Source organism: Streptomyces sp. NPDC051214 (genome assembly GCF_040682375.1).
Lineage (GTDB): Bacteria > Actinomycetota > Actinomycetes > Streptomycetales > Streptomycetaceae > Streptomyces.
In genome coordinates this window covers 45135-64325 of the sequence record NZ_JBFBAT010000009.1, presented here as the reverse complement: position 1 = coordinate 64325, position 19191 = coordinate 45135, and the positions used below count along the sequence as shown (strand labels likewise).

At 71.4% G+C, this 19191-nt stretch carries 18 protein-coding genes; 13 read left to right on the top strand and 5 right to left on the bottom strand.

What is annotated here, in order from left to right:
- Positions 1-26: 26 nt before the first annotated feature.
- The 3 genes from AB0M70_RS23965 (at position 27) to AB0M70_RS23955 (ending at position 3128) form a co-directional block, all read left to right on the top strand.
- Complete coding sequence (locus tag AB0M70_RS23965; RefSeq protein WP_365822533.1) at positions 27-1739, top strand: lytic transglycosylase; 1713 nt, start codon at positions 27-29, stop codon at positions 1737-1739.
- Between the two features lie 197 nt (positions 1740-1936).
- Complete coding sequence (locus AB0M70_RS23960) at positions 1937-2071, top strand: SPW_0924 family protein (protein WP_365822531.1); 135 nt, start codon at positions 1937-1939, stop codon at positions 2069-2071.
- Positions 2072-2126: 55 nt separating this feature from the next.
- Complete coding sequence (locus AB0M70_RS23955) at positions 2127-3128, top strand: DUF3068 domain-containing protein (RefSeq protein ID WP_365822529.1); 1002 nt, start codon at positions 2127-2129, stop codon at positions 3126-3128.
- Here AB0M70_RS23955 and AB0M70_RS23950 read toward each other — a convergent pair.
- A complete protein-coding gene (locus AB0M70_RS23950) occupies positions 3118-5838 on the bottom strand; it encodes an ATP-dependent helicase C-terminal domain-containing protein (protein WP_365822527.1) in 2721 nt (906 codons plus the stop codon). The two genes, AB0M70_RS23955 and AB0M70_RS23950, sit on opposite strands and share 11 nt — an antisense overlap.
- Before the next feature lie 4 nt (positions 5839-5842).
- Positions 5843-6673 carry a class I SAM-dependent methyltransferase gene (locus AB0M70_RS23945; RefSeq protein ID WP_365822525.1) on the bottom strand — a complete coding sequence of 277 codons (831 nt, stop codon included), beginning with the start codon at positions 6671-6673 and terminating at the stop codon, positions 5843-5845.
- A 398-nt stretch (positions 6674-7071) separates the two neighbouring features.
- Here AB0M70_RS23945 and rpsA point away from each other — a divergent pair, with 398 nt between their 5' ends.
- The 4 genes from rpsA to AB0M70_RS23925 all read left to right on the top strand — a co-directional run bounded on the left by rpsA (position 7072) and on the right by AB0M70_RS23925 (position 10885).
- Positions 7072-8592, top strand: a complete 1521-nt coding sequence (gene rpsA, locus AB0M70_RS23940; protein WP_365822523.1) for a 30S ribosomal protein S1 — start codon at positions 7072-7074, stop codon at positions 8590-8592.
- A gap of 260 nt (positions 8593-8852) precedes the next feature.
- Positions 8853-9791: a PAC2 family protein gene (locus tag AB0M70_RS23935; RefSeq protein WP_365822521.1), complete on the top strand. Its 939-nt coding sequence runs from the start codon at positions 8853-8855 to the stop codon at positions 9789-9791.
- 30 nt (positions 9792-9821) lie between these two features.
- Positions 9822-10424, top strand: coding sequence for a dephospho-CoA kinase (gene coaE, locus AB0M70_RS23930; RefSeq protein WP_365822519.1), 603 nt, complete (start codon positions 9822-9824; stop codon positions 10422-10424).
- Positions 10425-10516: 92 nt separating this feature from the next.
- Positions 10517-10885, top strand: a complete 369-nt coding sequence (locus AB0M70_RS23925) for a tetratricopeptide repeat protein (protein ID WP_365822517.1) — start codon at positions 10517-10519, stop codon at positions 10883-10885.
- Positions 10886-10922: 37 nt separating this feature from the next.
- Here the strand turns inward: AB0M70_RS23925 and AB0M70_RS23920 are convergent, their stop codons facing one another.
- Positions 10923-11183 (bottom strand): DUF6343 family protein, encoded by a 261-nt coding sequence (locus tag AB0M70_RS23920; RefSeq protein WP_365822515.1) that lies wholly within the window; start codon positions 11181-11183, stop codon positions 10923-10925.
- Between the two features lie 226 nt (positions 11184-11409).
- Here AB0M70_RS23920 and AB0M70_RS23915 point away from each other — a divergent pair, with 226 nt between their 5' ends.
- The 3 genes from AB0M70_RS23915 (at position 11410) to AB0M70_RS23905 (ending at position 13626) form a co-directional block, all read left to right on the top strand.
- Positions 11410-12312, top strand: a complete 903-nt coding sequence (locus AB0M70_RS23915; protein ID WP_365823169.1) for an acyltransferase domain-containing protein — start codon at positions 11410-11412, stop codon at positions 12310-12312.
- A gap of 58 nt (positions 12313-12370) precedes the next feature.
- Positions 12371-13075 (top strand): class I SAM-dependent methyltransferase, encoded by a 705-nt coding sequence (locus AB0M70_RS23910; protein WP_365822513.1) that lies wholly within the window; start codon positions 12371-12373, stop codon positions 13073-13075.
- Positions 13076-13185: 110 nt separating this feature from the next.
- Entirely contained in the window at positions 13186-13626 is a 441-nt protein-coding gene (locus tag AB0M70_RS23905; protein WP_365822511.1) for a DoxX family protein, read from the top strand.
- 38 nt (positions 13627-13664) lie between these two features.
- Here AB0M70_RS23905 and AB0M70_RS23900 read toward each other — a convergent pair whose 3' ends face one another.
- The gene (locus AB0M70_RS23900; RefSeq protein ID WP_365822509.1) at positions 13665-14141 is read right to left on the bottom strand and encodes an RNA-binding S4 domain-containing protein; all 477 of its coding nucleotides are present in this window, start codon (positions 14139-14141) and stop codon (positions 13665-13667) included.
- Between the two features lie 168 nt (positions 14142-14309).
- On the opposite strand from AB0M70_RS23900, the gene AB0M70_RS23895 reads away from it, so the two are divergent.
- Genes AB0M70_RS23895 through AB0M70_RS23885 form a run of 3 tightly spaced genes read left to right on the top strand, consistent with a single transcriptional unit; the run spans position 14310 to position 18408 of the window.
- On the top strand, positions 14310-15677 hold the full coding sequence (locus AB0M70_RS23895; protein ID WP_365822507.1) for a M20/M25/M40 family metallo-hydrolase: 1368 nt from the start codon (positions 14310-14312) through the stop codon (positions 15675-15677).
- Complete coding sequence (locus AB0M70_RS23890) at positions 15674-17200, top strand: Na+/H+ antiporter NhaC family protein (RefSeq protein WP_365822505.1); 1527 nt, start codon at positions 15674-15676, stop codon at positions 17198-17200. The genes AB0M70_RS23895 and AB0M70_RS23890 overlap by 4 nt, the downstream gene beginning before the upstream one ends.
- Entirely contained in the window at positions 17197-18408 is a 1212-nt protein-coding gene (locus AB0M70_RS23885) for an MFS transporter (RefSeq protein ID WP_365822503.1), read from the top strand. The genes AB0M70_RS23890 and AB0M70_RS23885 overlap by 4 nt, the downstream gene beginning before the upstream one ends.
- Positions 18409-18478: 70 nt before the next feature.
- Here AB0M70_RS23885 and AB0M70_RS23880 read toward each other — a convergent pair whose 3' ends face one another.
- The gene (locus AB0M70_RS23880) at positions 18479-19138 is read right to left on the bottom strand and encodes a GntR family transcriptional regulator (RefSeq protein WP_365822501.1); all 660 of its coding nucleotides are present in this window, start codon (positions 19136-19138) and stop codon (positions 18479-18481) included.
- Positions 19139-19191 lie beyond the last annotated feature (53 nt).

Below are 19191 nucleotides of genomic sequence, written 5' to 3'. Positions count from 1 at the left end.
GTCGTCAAGGGGAGGGGTTCACGGTCATGGCGGCGGTATTCGGCAGGCGGTTGCGCAGGGGAGCGGTGACCACCGCGGTGGCCGCGGCGGCGGTGGCCGCGCTCGCGGCCTCCCAGGCCCCGGGCGTGACGGACATCCCCCGCGACGAGCGGGCGGGGGCATCCGGCGCCACGCCGCCGGCCGAGGAGTCCGCGACCGGCAACTCCCCTTACTACACCGACCTGCCGGAACTGAAGAGTCCCGTCCCGCCGACCGGAGCGCCCGAGGGCGGCACCGGTGACGCCGAGACCGACTCGGAGATCCCGGCCACCGTCCTGGACGCGTACAAGAAGGCCGAGGCCTCCCTGGCCACCTCCAAGCCGGGCTGCAACCTCCCCTGGGAGCTGCTGGCCGCGATAGGCAAGGTGGAGTCCGGGCAGGCGCGCGGCGGCCGCGTGGACGCCAACGGCAGGACGATCGGCGAGATCCTCGGCCCGCCCCTCAACGGCAACGGCTTCGCGAAGATCACCGACACCGACAACGGCGCGTACGACGGCGACAAGACGCACGACCGCGCGGTCGGCCCCATGCAGTTCATCCCCTCGACGTGGGAGACCTGGGGGCAGGACGGCAACGCGGACGGCAAGTCGGACCCGAACAACATCTACGACGCCGCGCTCGCCGCCGGAAGCTACCTCTGCGCGAACGACCGCGATCTGTCCGTCGACGCCGACCTGCGCAAGGCGATCCTCAGTTACAACCACTCGACGGACTACCTGAACACGGTCCTGAGGTGGCTGGAGCACTACCGCAAGGGCATCAGCGAGATCCCCGACGGCACGGGCGACCTGCCGCGCGACCGCAGCGACAGCAGCATCCCGGGCACGAGCCCCACGCCCACGCCCCCGGCATCCCATGCGCCCTCGCCGAAGCCGCCCAAGTCCGGCGCCGACAAGCCCGGCTCCGGCGGCAAGGAGCCCGGCAACGGCGGAGGCAGCGGCGGCTCGACCACGCCGCCGCCGTCGAACGGCGGCGGCTCCGAGAGCCCCTCTCCCACCCCGACGCCCACCGACCGGGTCGCACGCCTGGAGGACGCCGGCACCGGCAAGCTCGCCGCGACGGCGGGCGACGCCTTCGCCGAGCGCGTCCAGGTGCGTACGGAGGCCACTTCGGGCTCCGGCGTGGCCAAGGCCAAGGTGCGGTTCGTGATCGTCGGCGACACCGACGCGCGGTTCTCCGGCGGTGCCACCAGCGCCACCGTCACCACGAGCGCCACGGGCAAGGCCACCGCGCCGGTCCTCAAGTCGGGCGAGAAGACCGGTCAGTTCACGGTCCGGGCCACCGTCGTGGGCCGGTCACTGCCCGGCCTCAATTACACGGCGACGGTCACCGCCCGCCAGGCCGACGCCCTGACCAGGACCAGCGACAAGGCCCTGACCTGTGAGCCGGGCAAGGAGTTCGCCGAGCAGCTCGAGGTCAAGGCGACGTACAAGGGAGAGGCCGCCGACCGCGTGGCGGCCACCGCCACCATGATCACGTCGGCGGCGGACGCCACGGCCAACGACAAGGGCCCGTACTTCAAGGACGCGGACGGCAAGCCGGTCCGCACCCTCAAGGCCCTGAAGACGGACGCCAACGGCGTGCTCAAGCTCCCCAAGATGTACGCGGACGACGCGGCAGGCACGTATCTGCTGCGCGTCACCACCGCGGGCGGCGCGACGCTCACGGTCGAACTGAAGGTGGCGGCGCCCGCGGCCTAGCCCCGGACGGCTCCCTGCGCGCTCCCGCGCGCCTGTGCACACGACGCCCCCGCGCCCTCCCGGCGCGGGGGCGTCGTTGTGTGTGCAACGTGTTCTCATCTGGCCGCCGCGTTGCTACGGTGCCCCAGCCCTGACGACCTGTCAGTTCATGGTCGGCGCCCTCGACGCCGTCTGTGCCCCGCCTCGGGAGGATCCGCATGCGCGCTCTCATCGCCGCCGCGACCGGTCTTGCCGTCGCCCTCGCCCTGGTCCTGACGATCACCGCGATGGGGGCCCCGCCCGGCGAGACCTCGCCGGAGCCGCTGCTCACCACCGTCCCCGAGCACCCGTGACCGTCGACCGGTCCCTGACCGTCCACCGCCCGTCTCCGTAGGGAGGGCCGCCGCGATGCGCCGCAAGGCCAGCCTGATCCTGCTCGCCTTCGCCGTGTTCTTCACGGCGATGTCCCCGCTCACGCGCTGGTACGCCTTCCCGCGCCTCGCCAAGATCCCGCCGAGCCAGTACCAGGAGGCGGTGCTCGAGGCGAAGAACCCGACCCTCATCGACTACGGCAGCATGCAGGCCAAGAAGATCGACAAGGTCACCATCGTGCAGACGCTCAAGGGCAACGTGGAGGCCTCGGAGAGGATCGAGAAGACCGACGGAAGCTCTTCCCGTGACGTCGTCGTCTGGGACGCCCTGTCCTACGTGCAGGACGGCGACGGAAAGATGGTGTCCAAGGTCCCCGAGCGCTACATCTTCGACGCGCACAGCCAGGAACCGGTGCACGCGACCGGCGAGATGGTCGACGGAGACCCGGTCAAGCGCGAGGGCATCGAGTTCAAGTGGCCCTTCCTCACCGAGAAGCGGGACTACGAGTACTTCGACGCCCAGGCCCGCGTCACCAAGCCCATCCACTACAAGGGCACGCAGACCTTCCGTGGCGTCGACGTCTACTACTTCGAGCAGGTCATCCCCTGGACCAAGGTGCCCTTCCCCAAGACCATGCCGGTCAAGGGCATCACCCCCGAGTCCCTCGCCAAGACCGGCACCACGCGCTGGTACACCACCGTCCGCAAGTTCTGGGTCGAGCCGACCACCGGAGCGCCCGTCTACGGCGAGGAGATCCAGAGGAACGAGCTGCGCGGCGGCACGCTCCTCGGTGACCGCGACAAGGTCACGGTCTTCGCGGGCCACGTGAAGATGCGCGAGGACTACATCAGGGACACGGTCGACCTGGTCAAGTCCCAGCGCGTCCTCGTCCTGCTCATGACGTCCTATCTCCCCTGGGGCTTCCTGGTCCTCGGACTGCTTCTGCTCTCCCTCTCCCTCTGGCTGGAGGCCCGCAGCCGCAGGCCCGGCAACCCGGAGGCCACGGCGGCGAGCGAGCCGGAACCGGTCAACGCCTGAGCCGGGCGTTGGTGAACCGCGTCGCCTCGGCGGCCGCCGGGTCCTCGGGCCACGGATGCTTCGGATACCGCCCGCGAAGCTCGGCCCGCACGGCCCGGTAGCCGTCCCGCCAGAAGGAGGCGAGATCGGCGGTGACGGCGGCGGGGCGCCCCGCGGGGGAGAGCAGATGCACGAGGAGGGGCACGCCGCCGTCCGCGATCCGCGGGGTCTCGGCGAGCCCGAACATCTCCTGCAACTTCACCGCGAGCACGGGCTGTTCGGGGTCGGAGTAGTCGATCCTGATCCTGGAGCCACTGGGCACCGCCACCCGCTCCGGGGCGAGCGCGTCGAAGCGGGTCGCCTCACCGGTCGCCCACGGCAGGAGCCGGCCCAGGGCCTGCCCCGCGTCGATGCGCCGCAGGTCGGCCCGGCGCCGCGCCTTGGAGAGCTCGGGCTCCAGCCACTCGTCCACGCGCGCGTGCAGGGCGCTCTCGGAGACGTCGGGCCAGGACGGGCCGAGATGCCGGTGCAGAAAGGCGAGCCGCTCCCGCAGCTCCCGTGCGCCCTGGGACCAGTTCAGGAGGGCGGTCCCCTCTTCCCTGAGCCCCGCGAGCAGGCCTTCGCGTACGAGGCCGGGGGCGGGCTTCTTGAGCGGCCGCACCGCCAGCTCCACGGCACCGAGCCGCTCCACGTGCCGCGCGACGAGATCCCCGTCGACCCAGGCGACCTCGTCCCCCTCGCCGTGCAGCGAGGCGGCCGCGCTCCGTGCGACGTCCTCGTCGATGTGCCCGCCGAGCAGCACGCGCGCGTGCCCGGCGCCGACGGGCCGGTCGGCCACGGCCACGGCGATCCACTCCGCACCGGTCAGCGCGGACCCCGCCCGCACCTCGGCCCGGGTCCCGTTGACCATGAGGTACGTTCCGTCGCCGCGCCCCTGGGCCACACGCTCGGGAAAGGCGAGCGCGGCAACGAGCCCGGAGACGCGCTCATCGCTCCAGCGACCCTGCGGCTCCCGCCCCGCCCGCCCGCCACTTCCCCGGGATGATCCGGCACCGTCTTCTTCCCGCCCGTCCGCCCGTTCTCCGGCTTCGAGCGGCAACTCGGCCACCTCCGGAGCATCGCCGTCGGCTCCGGGGTTTCGGGTGGGCGGGTGGGAGAGATCCCGCGCCGGAGGCGCGGGCTCCGAAGCTGCCGGTTGCGGCGTCCCAGCTCCCGGCGGCGAAGCCTCAGCGGCAGCGGCCAGCCTCCGCACCTCCGTGCGCCACCGCGCCGCGTACCCGTCGCCGCCCCGCCGGGCCACTCGCCAGGCCGCCGCGAGGTCGTCCCCGTACGCACGCGGCGGCTCCTCGCTCAGGAGGGCCACCACCTCGGCCGCGCGGCGCGCACCCACCAGGGGAGCCGCGTCCAGCAGGGCTCGCGCAAGGCGGGGGTGCAGACCGACCCGCGCCATCCGCGCGCCCCGCTCCGTGACCCGCCCCGCCCCTGGGGACACGGCCCCCACCGCCGTCAGGACGGAACGCGCCGCCGCCATCGCGCCGGCCGGCGGGGGATCGAGCAGCGCCAGACCGGAGGCGTCGGGATCGCCCCAGCAGGCCGTCTGCAGGGCGAACGCGGAGAGGTCGGCCAGCTTGATCTCCGGCGCCGGAAACCGCGGCAGACGCGCGTCCTCGGCCTCCGCCCAGCACCGGTACACGGCCCCCGGCGCCTCACGTCCCGCACGGCCCGCCCGCTGCCGGCCCGCCGCCTGCGAAGCCCGTACGGTCGTCAGCGCGCTCAGCCCCCGCGCGTGGTCGACGCGCGGCTCACGCGCAAGGCCCGAGTCCACGACGACCCGCACCCCGGGCACCGTCAGCGACGACTCGGCGACCGAGGTCGCAAGGACCACCCGCCGAGTGCCGTCCGAGCCCGCGAGCACCGCGTCCTGCACCGCGGCGGGCGCCCGCCCGTGCACCTGAAGGATCTCCGCCGGCACATCCCCCAGCTGTCCCGCGACCCGCGCGATCTCGCCGACCCCGGGCAGGAAACACAGCACGTCCCCGTCCCGCTCGGCGAGCGCCCGCCGCACCACCGACGCCACATGCGTGAGCAGCGCGGGATCCACCCGCATCCCGTGCGGCGGCCGCACCGGACGGGCCGGCGGCGCCCAGAGGACCTCGACCGGATGCGAGACGCCCCGCGCCTCCACCACGGGAGCGTCCCCCAGGATCCGCGCCCACCCCTGAGCGTCCGTCGTCGCCGACGCGGCCACCAGGCTCAGCTCGGGCCGCAGCGTCGCCCGTACGTCGACCAGGAAGGCCGCCACGGTGTCCGCGTCCAGATGCCGCTCGTGGCACTCGTCGATGATCACGACGTCCACACCGGCCAACTCCTGGTCGCGCTGCAGCCGCTGCAACAGGACGCCTGTCGTGACGACCTCCACGCGCGCGTGGCGGCCCACGACACGCTCACCGCGCACCGTGTACCCGACGCTCTCGCCGACCTTCTCGCCGAGCAGCCACGCCATCCGCCGCGCGGCGGCGCGGGCGGCGATGCGCCGGGGCTCGGCGACCACCACACGCCGTACGGGCGCGTCCCCGAGAAGTCCCGCGAGGGCCAGCGGCACCAGCGTCGTCTTGCCCGTACCGGGAGGCGCGCACAGCACGGCGCCGCCCGGCCCCTCCAGAGCGGAACGCAGCGCGGGCAGCGCGCCGCTCACGGGCAGGTCGAGGGCTTCGTCACGCAGTCGGGTCACGCACTCAGTCTCGTACGCACACGAAGATCGCCGAGCCCGGGATCAGGTTCCCGCGCAGCGGGGACCAGCCGCCCCACTCCTGGGTGTTCCACGCGGGCCACTCCGGCTCCACGAGATCGACGAGGCGGAAACCGCCGGCCACGATGTCCCGCACCCGGTCGCCGAGCGTCCGGTGGTGCTCCACGTAGACGGCGTTGCCCTGCTCGTCCTGCTCCACATAAGGAGTGCGGTCGAAGTAGGAGGCCGCCACGGAGAGGCCCTCGGGACCCGGCTCGTCGGGGAAGGCCCAGCGCATCGGGTGCGTCGCGGAGAACACGAAGCGGCCCCCGGGGCGCAGGACGCGCCGCACTTCCTTGAGTACCAGCACGGGGTCGGCGACGAAAGGCATCACCCCGTAGGCGGAGCAGACGAGGTCGAAGGCGCCGTCCTTGAAGGGCAGCACCCCGGCGTCGGCCTGGACCAGCGGAACGCTCCCGCCGATGCGCAGCGCGTGCTGCAGCTGGCGGTGGGAGAGGTCGAGGGCGACCGGGCGCGCGCCCTGCGCGGCGAGCCAGCGCGAGCACTGCGCCGCCCCCGCCCCGATCTCCAGGATGTCCTTCCCCTTCAGCTCCTCGGGCGGGCCCAGGAGCTCGGCCTCCACCTCGTCGAGACCTTCGGGACCCCACACGAACCGGTCGTCACCCAGGAAGGTGCCGTGCTCGATCTGGTAGTCGTCCGCGTTCCTGTCCCACCAGCCACGATTGGCGCGACTGCTCTCCGTGACCCCCGCGTCACGGCGGGTGGCCTCGGGCTCGGACGTCTCGGGCAGCTCGGACTCTTGGATGATCGGCTCCATCGTCGTACTCTTCCGTCTGGCTTCGTCGAGGCTCGTCGCGATGAGGCGCTCGCGGGACGCCGTGAAGGCGTCGCGACAGGGCGCTGTGCGGCCCATGTGGCCTCACGCGACAGCATTTGTGCCGGGTTTGCGGCCTTCCGCCCCGGGTGTGCGCCTTCGCGCATTGACCCTGTCCGGCTGCCCCCGTATGCTACAAGTTGCGCTGCGAGCCTGCCGTCCTCAGACCTAGCAGGATGCGCTCGCGTCTGTTGTATGTCCCCTCGGTTGTCGAGGCGCCTTCCGTTTCTTCGGAAACTCAGGAATCGGCGCTTCCCAGGCTGTCCGGCTTCTTCAGAGCGAAATCGGCTCCGGCGCTAGCAGTACCTACGACTTCTGTCCGTACCGGAGCCCTTTCCCACATGACGAGCAGCACCGAGACCACCGCCACCACTCCGCAGGTAGCGGTCAACGACATCGGTAACGAGGAAGCCTTCCTCGCCGCGATCGACGAGACGATCAAGTACTTCAACGACGGCGACATCGTCGACGGCGTCATCGTGAAGGTCGACCGGGACGAGGTCCTGCTCGACATCGGTTACAAGACCGAAGGCGTCATCCCGAGCCGCGAGCTCTCCATCAAGCACGACGTCGACCCGAACGAGGTCGTCGCGGTTGGTGACGAGATCGAGGCCCTGGTTCTCCAGAAGGAGGACAAGGAAGGCCGTCTGATCCTGTCCAAGAAGCGCGCTCAGTACGAGCGTGCCTGGGGCACGATCGAGAAGATCAAGGAAGAAGACGGCATCGTCACCGGTACCGTCATCGAGGTCGTCAAGGGTGGTCTCATCCTCGACATCGGCCTCCGTGGCTTCCTGCCGGCCTCCCTCGTCGAGATGCGCCGCGTCCGCGACCTCCAGCCTTACGTGGGCAAGGAGCTCGAGGCCAAGATCATCGAGCTGGACAAGAACCGCAACAACGTGGTCCTGTCCCGCCGTGCCTGGCTCGAGCAGACCCAGTCCGAGGTGCGCCAGACGTTCCTCACGACCCTGCAGAAGGGTCAGGTCCGCTCCGGCGTCGTTTCCTCGATCGTCAACTTCGGTGCGTTCGTGGACCTCGGCGGCGTCGACGGTCTCGTGCACGTCTCCGAGCTTTCCTGGAAGCACATCGACCACCCCTCCGAGGTTGTCGAGGTCGGCCAGGAAGTCACTGTCGAGGTTCTCGACGTGGACATGGACCGCGAGCGCGTGTCCCTGTCGCTCAAGGCGACGCAGGAAGACCCGTGGCAGCAGTTCGCCCGCACGCACCAGATCGGGCAGGTTGTTCCCGGTAAGGTCACCAAGCTCGTTCCCTTCGGTGCGTTCGTGCGCGTCGACGAGGGCATCGAGGGCCTGGTCCACATCTCCGAGCTGGCCGAGCGCCACGTGGAGATCCCGGAGCAGGTCGTCCAGGTCAACGACGAGATCTTCGTCAAGGTCATCGACATCGACCTCGAGCGTCGCCGGATCTCGCTGTCGCTGAAGCAGGCCAACGAGTCCTTCGGCGCCGACCCGTCGGCCGTCGAGTTCGACCCGACCCTGTACGGCATGGCCGCGTCCTACGACGACCAGGGCAACTACATCTACCCCGAGGGCTTCGACCCCGAGACGAACGACTGGCTCGAGGGCTTCGAGACCCAGCGTGAGGCTTGGGAGGGTCAGTACGCCGAGGCGCAGACGCGCTTCGAGCAGCACCAGGCCCAGGTCATCAAGTCCCGCGAGGCGGACGCCCAGGCCGAGGCCGAGGGTGCTGCTGCTCCCGCGTCCTCGACCGGTGCCCCGGCTGCCGGTGGCAGCGGTGGCGGCGGCGGTTCGTACTCCTCGGAGTCGGACGACAACTCCGGCGCCCTGGCGTCGGACGAGGCGCTTGCCGCGCTGCGCGAGAAGCTCGCCGGTGGCCAGAGCTGAGGCTCGCCCCTAGGCGGTAACAGCTGAGAACTGCGGGCCCGTACCTCTTCGGAGGTGCGGGCCCGCAGTGCGTTCGCTCGCCGCCGTCGTGCACTCGGCCTGGGACTCGTCCTGTGACTCGTCCTGTGAACTCGGCCGTCCCCCACGGGGGTTCGCCGTGACGCAAGAAGCCGCCGTGAAGAGGCGGCGGAGGGAATGCGCGCGTCGCCGCGGGCGTTCTGGTGTACGAGTCACGACGAAGAGGGCGAGGAGCGGTCACAGTGCTTGATCCGCAGGATTTGTACGCATGGGAGCCGAAGGGCCTTGCCGTCGTCGACATGGCGCTCGCCCAGGAGTCGGCCGGACTGGTCATGCTCTACCACTTCGACGGCTACATCGACGCGGGCGAGACCGGCGACCAGATCGTCGAGCGGCTCACGGACAGCCTGCCGGGACAGGTGGTCGCACGCTTCGACCACGACCGTCTCGTCGACTACCGCGCGCGCCGCCCGCTGCTCACGTTCCGGCGCGACCGCTGGACGGACTACGAGGTGCCCGCGCTCGAGGTGCGGCTGCTCCAGGACGCCACGGGAGCGCCCTTCCTGCTGCTCTCCGGGCCCGAGCCGGACATCGAGTGGGAGCGCTTCGCGGCGGCCGTCGAGCAGATCGTGGAGCGGCTCGGCGTGCGCCTCGCGGTGAACTTCCACGGCATCCCCATGGGCGTGCCGCACACCCGCCCCGTCGGCCTCACGCCGCACGGCAACCGCACCGACCTGGTGCCGGGGCACCGCAGCCCCTTCGACGAGGCGCAGGTGCCCGGCAGCGCCGCCTCGCTCGTCGAGTACCGCCTCCTGGAGGCGGGCCACGACGTGCTCGGTGTCGCCGCGCACGTCCCGCACTACATCGCGCGCTCCGCGTACCCGGACGCCGCCCTCACGGTCCTCGAGGCGATCACCGCCGCGACGGGCCTGGTGCTGCCGAGCGTCGCGCACGGCCTGCGTACGGAGGCGCACCGCACCCAGACCGAGATCGACCGGCAGATCCAGGAGGGCGACGAGGAACTGGTCGCCCTCGTGCAGGGACTCGAGCACCAGTACGACGCGGCGGCGGGCGGCGACGCGCGCGGGAACATGCTCGCGGAGCCCATGGACATTCCGTCGGCCGACGAGATCGGCCAGGAATTCGAGCGCTTCCTCGCCGAGCGGGAGGGCGACGCATAGCCAAGGGGGCCACCCCCTAAGCTGCCGGTCATGCTGAAGGTGGGCCTGACCGGCGGTATCGGCGCCGGCAAGAGTGAAGTATCGCGTCTCCTCGTCGCGTCGGGAGCCGTGCTGATCGACGCCGACAAGATCGCGCGGGAAGTCGTGGAGCCCGGAACTGCGGGCCTGGCCAAGGTCCTTGAGGCCTTCGGCGAAGAGATTCTCGCTCCGGACGGCACCCTCGACCGGCCGAAGCTCGGTTCCATCGTCTTCGCCGACCCCGAGAAGCTCACCGCGCTGAACGCGATCGTGCACCCCCTGGTCGGCGCCCGCTCGGCCGAGCTGGAGGAGGCCGCTCCCGAGGACGCCGTGGTCATCCATGACGTGCCGCTGCTCGCGGAGAACGGCCTGGCACGCCTGTACGACCTGGTGGTCGTCGTCGACGCGCGCCCCGAGACCCAGCTGGACCGCCTCGTGCGGCTGCGCGGCATGAGCGAGGAGGACGCCCGTGCGCGGATGGCCGCCCAGGCCACGCGCGAGAAGCGCCTGGAGATCGCCGACCTCGTGATCGACAACGACGGCCCGCTGGAGGGCCTGGAGCAGCGGGTCGGCGACGTCTGGGCGGATCTCGCGCGCCGGGCGCGGGCCGCCTAGCCGACGCGGGGAGCGGCGGTGAAGCGGGCGGGAGTGGAATAGAGGGCGGTGTGCGGGGCGTTGACACAGTGCAGCGAGGGAAGGAATCACGCGTGCCCGAAATAACCCCGGAGACCCATGTCATCGACTTCCGTGCGGCGGAGCAGCTCCTTGCCGCGCGGGACCCCAGAGGCGCCGTGAAGCTGCTCGACACGGTCATCGCGGCCCACCCAGAGAACACGGCAGCGCGCCTGCTGCGGGCCCGCGCCTTCTTCGCCGCCGCCCAACTGCGCGCCGCCGAGCTGGAGTTCACCATCGTCCTGGAGCGGGAGCCGGACAACGCGTTCGCCCACTTCGCACTCGCCCGCACCTACGAACGCGAGGCGCGGCCCGACCAGGCGCGGCGCCACTTCCGCCTTGCCGCGGCGCTCGACCCGCAGCCGGAGTACGTGGCGGCGGCGCGCTTCGACGACGAGGGCTGACCGGGGCTGACCGGGGCTGACCCAGAGCTGACGAGGGCTAACCGGCCCTCGGAGGCTCGTACGGCGGGATGTCGCGGCCCGGCTGATAGTGCGGGCCCTGGTGGATGTGGCGCAGGATCATCGCCATGTCCGCGGTGACGATCAGCCAGAGCGCCCCGCACACCGCGGCCCACCCGGGGCGGCCGGTCAGGGCGAAGGCGACGGTGCCGAAGGTGGCCCAGATCAGGCCCCAGACGCTGAGCCAGAAGCGCATGCGCAGGGGACTGCGCGCGGTCACCGGTTCACTGCCTGTGCGCATCACGAGAGGTCATCTCCTCCCTGTCCGCCCTGCCCCCGGACGTCTCCACCTCCCAGCATCCACCCGTGGGCGGAGGACCGGAAGGGCCTGCGACTTCAAGATCGCGGATGCGACGATCGAGGGTATGGCTGTGCTGGACGTACTGAGGAATCGGGCCGCGACCGACGAGTGGCTCGCCGGGTGGCTGAAGGATCTTGAAGACGCGGCAGAGCCGCAGAGCGAGGCGGTGCTGCCCCCAGCCGACGAGCTGCCGGACGTGCTGCTCGACCTGGCCGTGCCGCATGAGGACATCAATGACCTGGTACGCCTGCGCGGGCGGCTGATGGGCGACCCGGAGGCGCGCCGGCTGCTGGACCGCAGCGTCGACGCGATGGTGCGGGACATGGGAAAGATCGGTGACGACCCCCAGTACCCGCCCTTGCCGGCGGAGCTGGGCGCGCTCGGGGCCCTCTTCCACGTGTTCGTGTTCGTGGCGACCGTGCCGCACGTACGCGCGTATCACCGCAGCCGCGGCATCCCGGACGACATCTCCCGGCGTACGCTCGCGGACCTCGGGCGGCACATGGCGGTGCACCGCCGGGCGCGCGGTGGTCCCGGGTTGCTGCACCCGGGCTGGAACGCCCTGCACTTTCGGGGCGAGCTCTACCAACTGGGGCGGCTGCAGTTCCAGCGCGCCGTGCTGGGGGAGCGGATGGGCGGGGCGGTGGCCGCGGCGGGGCACTCCGCGGGCCGGGGCGATCCCTGTCTGAACCTCCACATCGCCGACTTCCATGGGCCCCTGTCCCCGGAGTCCTGCGACCGTTCGATGGCGCTGGCGCGGGAGTTCTTCGCGCGGCACTATCCGGAGGAGCGTTATGAGACAGCCGTGTGCCACTCCTGGCTGCTCGATCCGCAACTGAGGCACTATCTGTCGGCCGACTCGAACATCGTCCGCTTCCAGGAGCGTTTCCGCCTCGCGGCCGGTTATGAGCGGGCGGCGGACGACGCGACCCCTGTCGCCTTCGTCTTCGGTGACCGCGACCTGCCCGCGGCCGAACTCCCCAGGCGGACAAGGGTGGAACGGGCCGTGGGCGACCATCTGCGGGCAGGCGGGCACTGGTACGTGGAGCATGGCTGGTTCCCGCTGTAGACCGCGAGGCCTTCGGGTGAGGCGGGAACGGGCCTCCGGGGCGCTTCGTTGAGGTGGCATGACTGTTCAGATGCGTGAGGGATACGAGGGGACGGGACCCGGGGCGATCACGCCGGACGGCTGCGCGGTCGAGCTCTACACGCGCCTGTCCGTCGGGGACGAGCCCGAGGTCATCGCCGCCGCGGTGCCGGCCGGTGCGCACATCCTGGAGCTGGGCTGCGGCGCGGGGCGCGTGACGCGTCCCCTCCTCGAGCGGGGGTTCCGGATCACGGCGGTGGACGAGTCCGCCGAGATGCTGGAGAAGGTCGCCGCGCTCGACGGGCGGGTGCGCACGGTCCGGAGCCCGATCGAGGAACTCGACCTGGGGGAGCGGTTCGAGGTGGTGATGCTCGCCTCGTTCCTCGTGCACGACGGCGACACGGCGGTCCGGCGCGGGATGCTGCGGGCCTGCCGCAGCCATGTGACGGACGACGGCTGCGTGCTGATCCAGCGGGAGGGCGCGGACTATCATACCAACCTGCCGAGGGAGCGGGTCGACCCCGCGGGCTACACCGTACGGATCCTGTCGGCGGAACCGATCGGCGACGGCGTGAACGAGGTGCGCGCGGAGTATGTCTTCCCGGACGCCGTGTGGACCCAGACGTTCCGCGCCCGTCCGCTCACGAAGGAAGAGTTCGAGCAGGCGCTGGAGGAGGCGGGACTGAGGGTCGACACGTACCTGACGGAGGACGGGATCTGGGTCCGGGCGGTGCCGATCCGGTAGTGCGGCGCGGATCGTAGATGGTGTGCCGACGGGCGATGAGTTCTGTGGGGCGGGCCGGTCTATCCAGGTGACAGCAAGCACAACACCCCCTGCTCACCGAGGAGATCACCATGACCACGGCAGCCGCCTCCGCCACTGCCGCCTCCGCCCCGACCGTCGCGGGCCGCCGCTCCGTGCGCATCACGCTGCGCACGGTCCAGGTGGTGCTCGGCCTGTTCTTCGCTCTCGCCAGCGGCGTGCCCAAGCTGATCGCGCACTCCACGGCCGTCGAGACCTTCGAGAGACTCGGGTGGGGCGACCCGGGGATGTACACGATCGGCGCCCTTGAGGTGCTCGGCGGGATCGCGCTGCTGATTCCGGTGCTCGGTTCGGTCAGCGCGACGGCCCTGATCGGGCTGATGATCGGTGCGTTCGTCGCGAGCGTGTCCGCGCTCGGCGGGGAGAACGCCGCCACGCCGCTCATCCTGATCCTGCCGCTCGCGTGGATCGCGTGGGCGCGGCGCGGGCAGACGAGGGAGCTGGTGCGTCTCCTCGCGCGACGCGGGGAGTGAAGGTCGGGGCTCCGGGGCGGAATTCCGTCCCCGCGTCGTCAGCCCTCCAAGCCGCGCAGGCGTTCCAATTCGCGGCGGTCGCGCTTGGTGGGGCGGCCCGTTCCCCGGTCACGGATGCCTGCGGGGGCGACGGCCTCGCGGGGCGGCGGGGGAGGGCTGTTGTCGACGTAGCACTCGACGGCCACCGGGGCGCCGACGCGCTTGCGGATGAGGCGCTTGACGATGACGACGTGTTCGCGGCCGCCCGCGTGGCGCAGGCGCACCTCGTCACCGACGTGGACGCCGTAAGCGGGCTTCACGCGCTCGCCGTTGACCCGCACATGTCCGCCCTTGCAGGCCGCCGCGCCCGCGGAGCGGGTCTTGACCAGGCGTACGGACCAGATCCAGGCGTCGACACGCACCGAGCCCCCGGCCGCACCCGCGCCACCGCCCGGACCGCTGCCCGTGGCCGTGCCCGTCGGAGCTCCACCGGTCCCGTCACCGCTGCCCGCACCGCCTGAATTCTGCGAAGCCATGCCCCGACCTTAATGCCTGCCCGGCGGTTCAGGGCCGGGGTGCGGGCTGTGCGGCAGCAGTGCGGCATCCCCGCCCTTCCGGCGAGCCGCGCGGAAACCCCTCCCCTCGGAGTCCGATAATTCGGCCTATTCGCCGCAAAGCGGGACGTAGACCGAGGGGTGCCGCCCATGAAGCTCGAAGCCACTGTCGATGGCCTGATGGACACGTTGCGGGCCGACCTCGTGCGCCTCGCCGCCATCCCGTCGATCGCCTTCCCCGGCTTCCCGGCCGCACCGGTGCACGAGGCGCACGACCTGCTGGCCGAGCTGCTGCGGGAAGCGGGGGTGCCCCATGTCGAGCGCCTGGACCTGCCGGACACCGCGCCCGTGATCTACGGGGAGATCCCGCCGCCGACCCCCGAGGCGCCCACGGTCCTGCTCTACGGCCACTACGACGTCCAGCCGCCCGGCGACGAGAGCCTGTGGAGGTCGCCGCCCTTCGAGCCGACCGAGATCGAGGGCGGCCTGCGCGCCCGCGGCATCGCGGACGACAAGTCCAACGTCATCGCACACCTGGGAATGCTGCGGGCCTACGGCGGCCGCCCGCCCGTCGGGATCAAGATCGTCATCGAGGGCCAGGAGGAGTACGGCAGCGCCTTCGACGACTATCCGCCCACCGATCCGGAACGCTTCGCCTGTGATGCCATGGTCGTCGCGGACCTCGGCAACCTCCGGCCGGGCACCCCCACCCTCACCACCGCCCTGCGCGGCGCGTCCGAGGTCGTGGTGGAGGTACGCACCCTCGACGAGCCGCGCCACAGCGGGGAGTTCGGCGGCGCGGCGCCCGACGCGCTGCTCGTGCTGCTCAAGGCCTTGGCCACCCTTCACGACGTACACGGCGATGTGGCCGTGGAGGGGCTGCGGCGCGAGGACTGGAGCGGCACGGGCTACACCGACGAGGAGTTCCGCGAGCTCGCCGGGGTGGTGGACGGGGTGCCGCTCGTCGGTAGCGGCAGCCTCGGCGAACGCCTCTGGAGCGGCCCCGCGATCACCGTCGTCGGGCTGGACGCCCCCAGCGTCGAGCACGCGGCGTCGGCCGTCGTGCCGTACGCGCGCGCCAAGTTGAACCTCCGCTTCCACCCCCGTCAGGACGCACGGGACGCCCAGGCGAAGCTGGTCGACCACCTGCGTTCGCTCACCCCCTTCGGCGTCCCCCTCACCGTCACGCCCGGCGACACCGGCCCCGGCTACGAGGCGGCGACCGGCGGACCCGCCTACCGCGCCGCCCGCGCCGCGCTCAGGGAGGCCTGGGGCGAAGAGGCCTCCTTCGTGGCGACCGGCGGCTCCATTCCGCTGGTCAACGGCCTGGCGAAGGCGGCACCCGGCGCCGAGGTCCTGCTCTTCGGCGCCCAGGACAGCATGTGCAATCTGCACGCCCCGAACGAACGCGTCCTCCTCTCCGAGCTGCGCAACACCGTCGTCGCCATGGCGGCCTTCGTGCGTGAGTACGCCGCCGACTTCGCTGGCGTCACCGAAAACGGGAAGAGCGGCGCATGAGCACTACCGTCACCGACCCCGGCACCGAAGAGCCGCGGCACAAGCCGAAGTTCACCTTCCCCAGCGCCCTGACCATCCTCGCGATCGTCACCGTCGCCGTCTGGCTGCTCGCCTTCCTCATCCCGTCCGGCGCCTACGACCGCGACGACAAGGGCGCCCCCGTCCAGGGCAGCTACCACCGCGTCGACTCGGACCAGACCTTCGTCGACCGGCTCAACGACCTCTTCCTCGCCCCGGTCAACGGCCTGTACGGCATCCAGGACGAGAAGTCGGGCGTGGTCGGGCCCGACCTGGCCGGTGAGCTGTACGGCAGCGCGGGCGTCTTCCTGTTCGTGCTCGCCATCGGCGCGTTCATCACCGTCGTCTTCGCCACCGGCGCCCTCGACCGCGGCATCGGCCGCCTCGCCCACCGGCTGCGCGAGCGCGGCGCGATGCTGATCGCGGGGGTGATGCTCGTCTTCTCCGTCCTCGGCACCGTCGAGGGCTTCGCGGAGGAGACACTCGGCTTCTACGGCCTGATCGTGCCGCTGATGCTCGCCCTCGGCTACGACCGCATGGTCGCGGTCGGCGCGATCATCCTGGGCGCCGGGATCGGCGTGCTCTGCTCCACGGTCAACCCGTTCGCGACCGGCGTCGCCTCGTCCGCCGCCGACATCTCGCTCGGCGACGGCATCATCCTGCGGTTCGCGATGTGGATCGTCCTGACCGCGGTCACCATCGCCTACGTCATCCGCTACGCGAAGCGCGTACGGAAGAACCCGGCCCGCTCCCTGTCCGGCTTCCTGCCCGGCGACCGGGAGCAGACCGCCGCCGACGCGGGCGAGGTGCCGGAGCTGACCCGTCTGCACAAGGCCGTGCTCGTCCTGGTCGCGCTCGTCTTCGCGTTCATGATCTTCTCGGTGGTGCCCTGGTCGAGCGCGCTGACGGGCGACGCGGACGCGAAGCCGTACGGCTTCGAACTGGGCTGGTCCTTCCCGCAGTTGGCGGCGCTCTTCCTCGTCGCGGCCGTACTCGTCGGGTGCGTGGCACGGATGGGCGAGCAGAAGCTCAGCTCGACCATCACCCAGGGCGCGGCCGACTTCATCTCGCCCGCGCTGGTCATCGTGCTCGCCCGCGGCGTCACGGTGATCATGAACAACTCGAAGGTCACGGACACCGTCCTGCACTCGATCGAGGGCGTGGTGAAGGGCACGTCCTCCGGCCTCTTCGCGATCATCGTCTTCGTCGTGAACCTGCCGCTCGCCTTCCTCATCCCGTCCACCTCGGGCCACGCGACCCTCGCCATGCCGATCCTCGCCCCGCTCGCCGACTTCGCCGGGGTCTCGCGCTCCGTCGTCGTCACGGCCTGGCAGGCGGCGAGCGGCTGGATGAACCTCTGGGTCCCGACCACGGCCGTGACCATCGGCGGCGTCGCACTCGCGAAGGTCGGTTACGACAAGTACCTGCGCTTCGTGTGGCCGCTGCTCGCCATCCTGTTCGTCCTGATCTGCGCCTTCGTGGCGCTTGGAGCGGCTCTCACATGACAACGAAAGCACCAGCCACCGCCACGCCCGCCGCGGCCCGCCCCTCGGCCGCGGCCTACCGCAACCTCCTCGTGGCCACCGTCGGGTTCACCCTCACCTTCTGGGCGTGGGACCTGATCGCACCGCTCGGCAGCGACTTCGGGGAGCGGCTCGGGCTCTCCTCCTTCGCGCAGTCCCTGCTGGTCGCCGTGCCGGTCATCGTCGGCTCGCTCGGCCGCGTCCCGGTCGGCGCGCTCACCGACCGCTACGGCGCCAAGCTGATGTTCCCGCTGGTCTCGGCGCTCACCATCGTGCCGGTGCTGCTGATCATCCCGGCCAAGGACAACTACGTCGCGATGCTCGCGGTCGGCTTCCTGCTCGGCCTCGGCGGGACGACGTTCGCGATCGGCATCCCGCTGGTCAACTCCTGGTTCCCGCCCGCGCACCGCGGCTTCGCGCTCGGCGTCTTCGGCATGGGCATGGGCGGTGTGGCGCTCTCCGGCTACTTCACGCCCCGTATCTCCAAGCACGGCGAGAACCTCCCGTTCCTGGTCGTGGCCATCGCCCTCGCGGCGTTCGCGGTGATCGCGGCGCTGCTCATCAGCGACCGCCCCGACCGGCCGGTGCCGACGAGCCCCCTCACCACCCGCCTCGGCGAGGCGGGGCGGCTGCGGGTGACGTGGGAGCTTTCCGCGCTGTACGCGATCGGCTTCGGTGGCATCGTCGCCTTCGGGGTCTATCTGCCCACGTACCTGAAGACCTGGTACGACCTCTCGCCGACCGACGCGGGCACCAAGGCGGCCGGGTTCGCGCTGGTCACGGTCATCTTCCGGCCCGTCGGCGGCTGGCTGTCCGACCGCATGCACCCTGCCTCCGTCACCTCGGTCGCGCTGGCCGTCGTCGCCGTCTTCGCCATCGCCCAGGCCTTCGAACCCTCGCTGAACCCGGGCGGCACGATCTGCTTCCTGGTCATGGCGGCTGGGCTCGGCACCGCGAGTGGCAGCGTCTTCGCACTCGTCTCCCAGGTGACACCACAGGCGCAGGTCGGCTCCGTGACCGGGATCGTGGGAGCGATGGGCGGCCTCGGAGGCTTCGTGCCACCGCTGGTCATGGGAGCGATCTACAGCGCCAAGGACTCGTACTCGATCGGGTTCATGCTGCTCTCGGACCTGGCGCTCGCGGGCTGCGTATACGCGTACGGGCGGATGCGGGGGCTGCGGGCCTCGTGACGGGGCGGGCCGGGCCGGGCTGGGAGTCCAGCCCGGCCGGCTGGGGTCCGAGGCGGAGTTCCGCGGAGGACTAGCCCTCTTCCTCTTCGCCGAAGAGATGCCGCACCGTGGAGCGGTAGTTGGTCCGCACGTGGGCCAGCGCCACGCCCCGCGCGCGCTCCGCGTCCCCGGACGCCACCGCCTCGTACAACTCCCGGTGTTCCGCGAGGAGATGCGTCCACTCCTCGTTGCGCCGCGTCATCCACCGGAGGCGCCCGTCCACCGGCTCCATGACCGAGGTCAGCAGGCCGTTGCCCGCCATCGCGAGCAGGCGGTCGTGGAAGCGCGTGTTGATGTCCGTGATCGACTCGGCGTCCGCCGTGCGCGTCGCCTCGGCCGCGCTGTCGAGGAGCGCGGAGAGCTCCGCGAGGCCCTCTTCGGTGGCACGCTCCGCCGCGCGCCCCGTCGCGAACACCTCCAACGCCTCGCGCAGCTCGAAGAGTTCGGCCACGTCGGTGCGGGTCAGCCGGCGGACCACGGTCCTGCGCGGGGTCTCGAAGGTGACGAAGCCCTCCGCGACCAGCGCCCGGATCGCCTCGCGGACCGGAACCCTGGACACCCCCAGGCGCTCCGCGAGCTCGCGTTCCACCAGGCGGTCGCCCGGTCCCAGGCGTCCGGCGATGATGTCCTGCCGCAGCTCGGCGAGCACTCGTTCGCGTACGGCGGCCAGCGGCTGTTCCACGGTCGTCATGGGGTCCATCATTGCCGAACCGCGCGTCGATTTACCGATTCGTAACCGCAGGG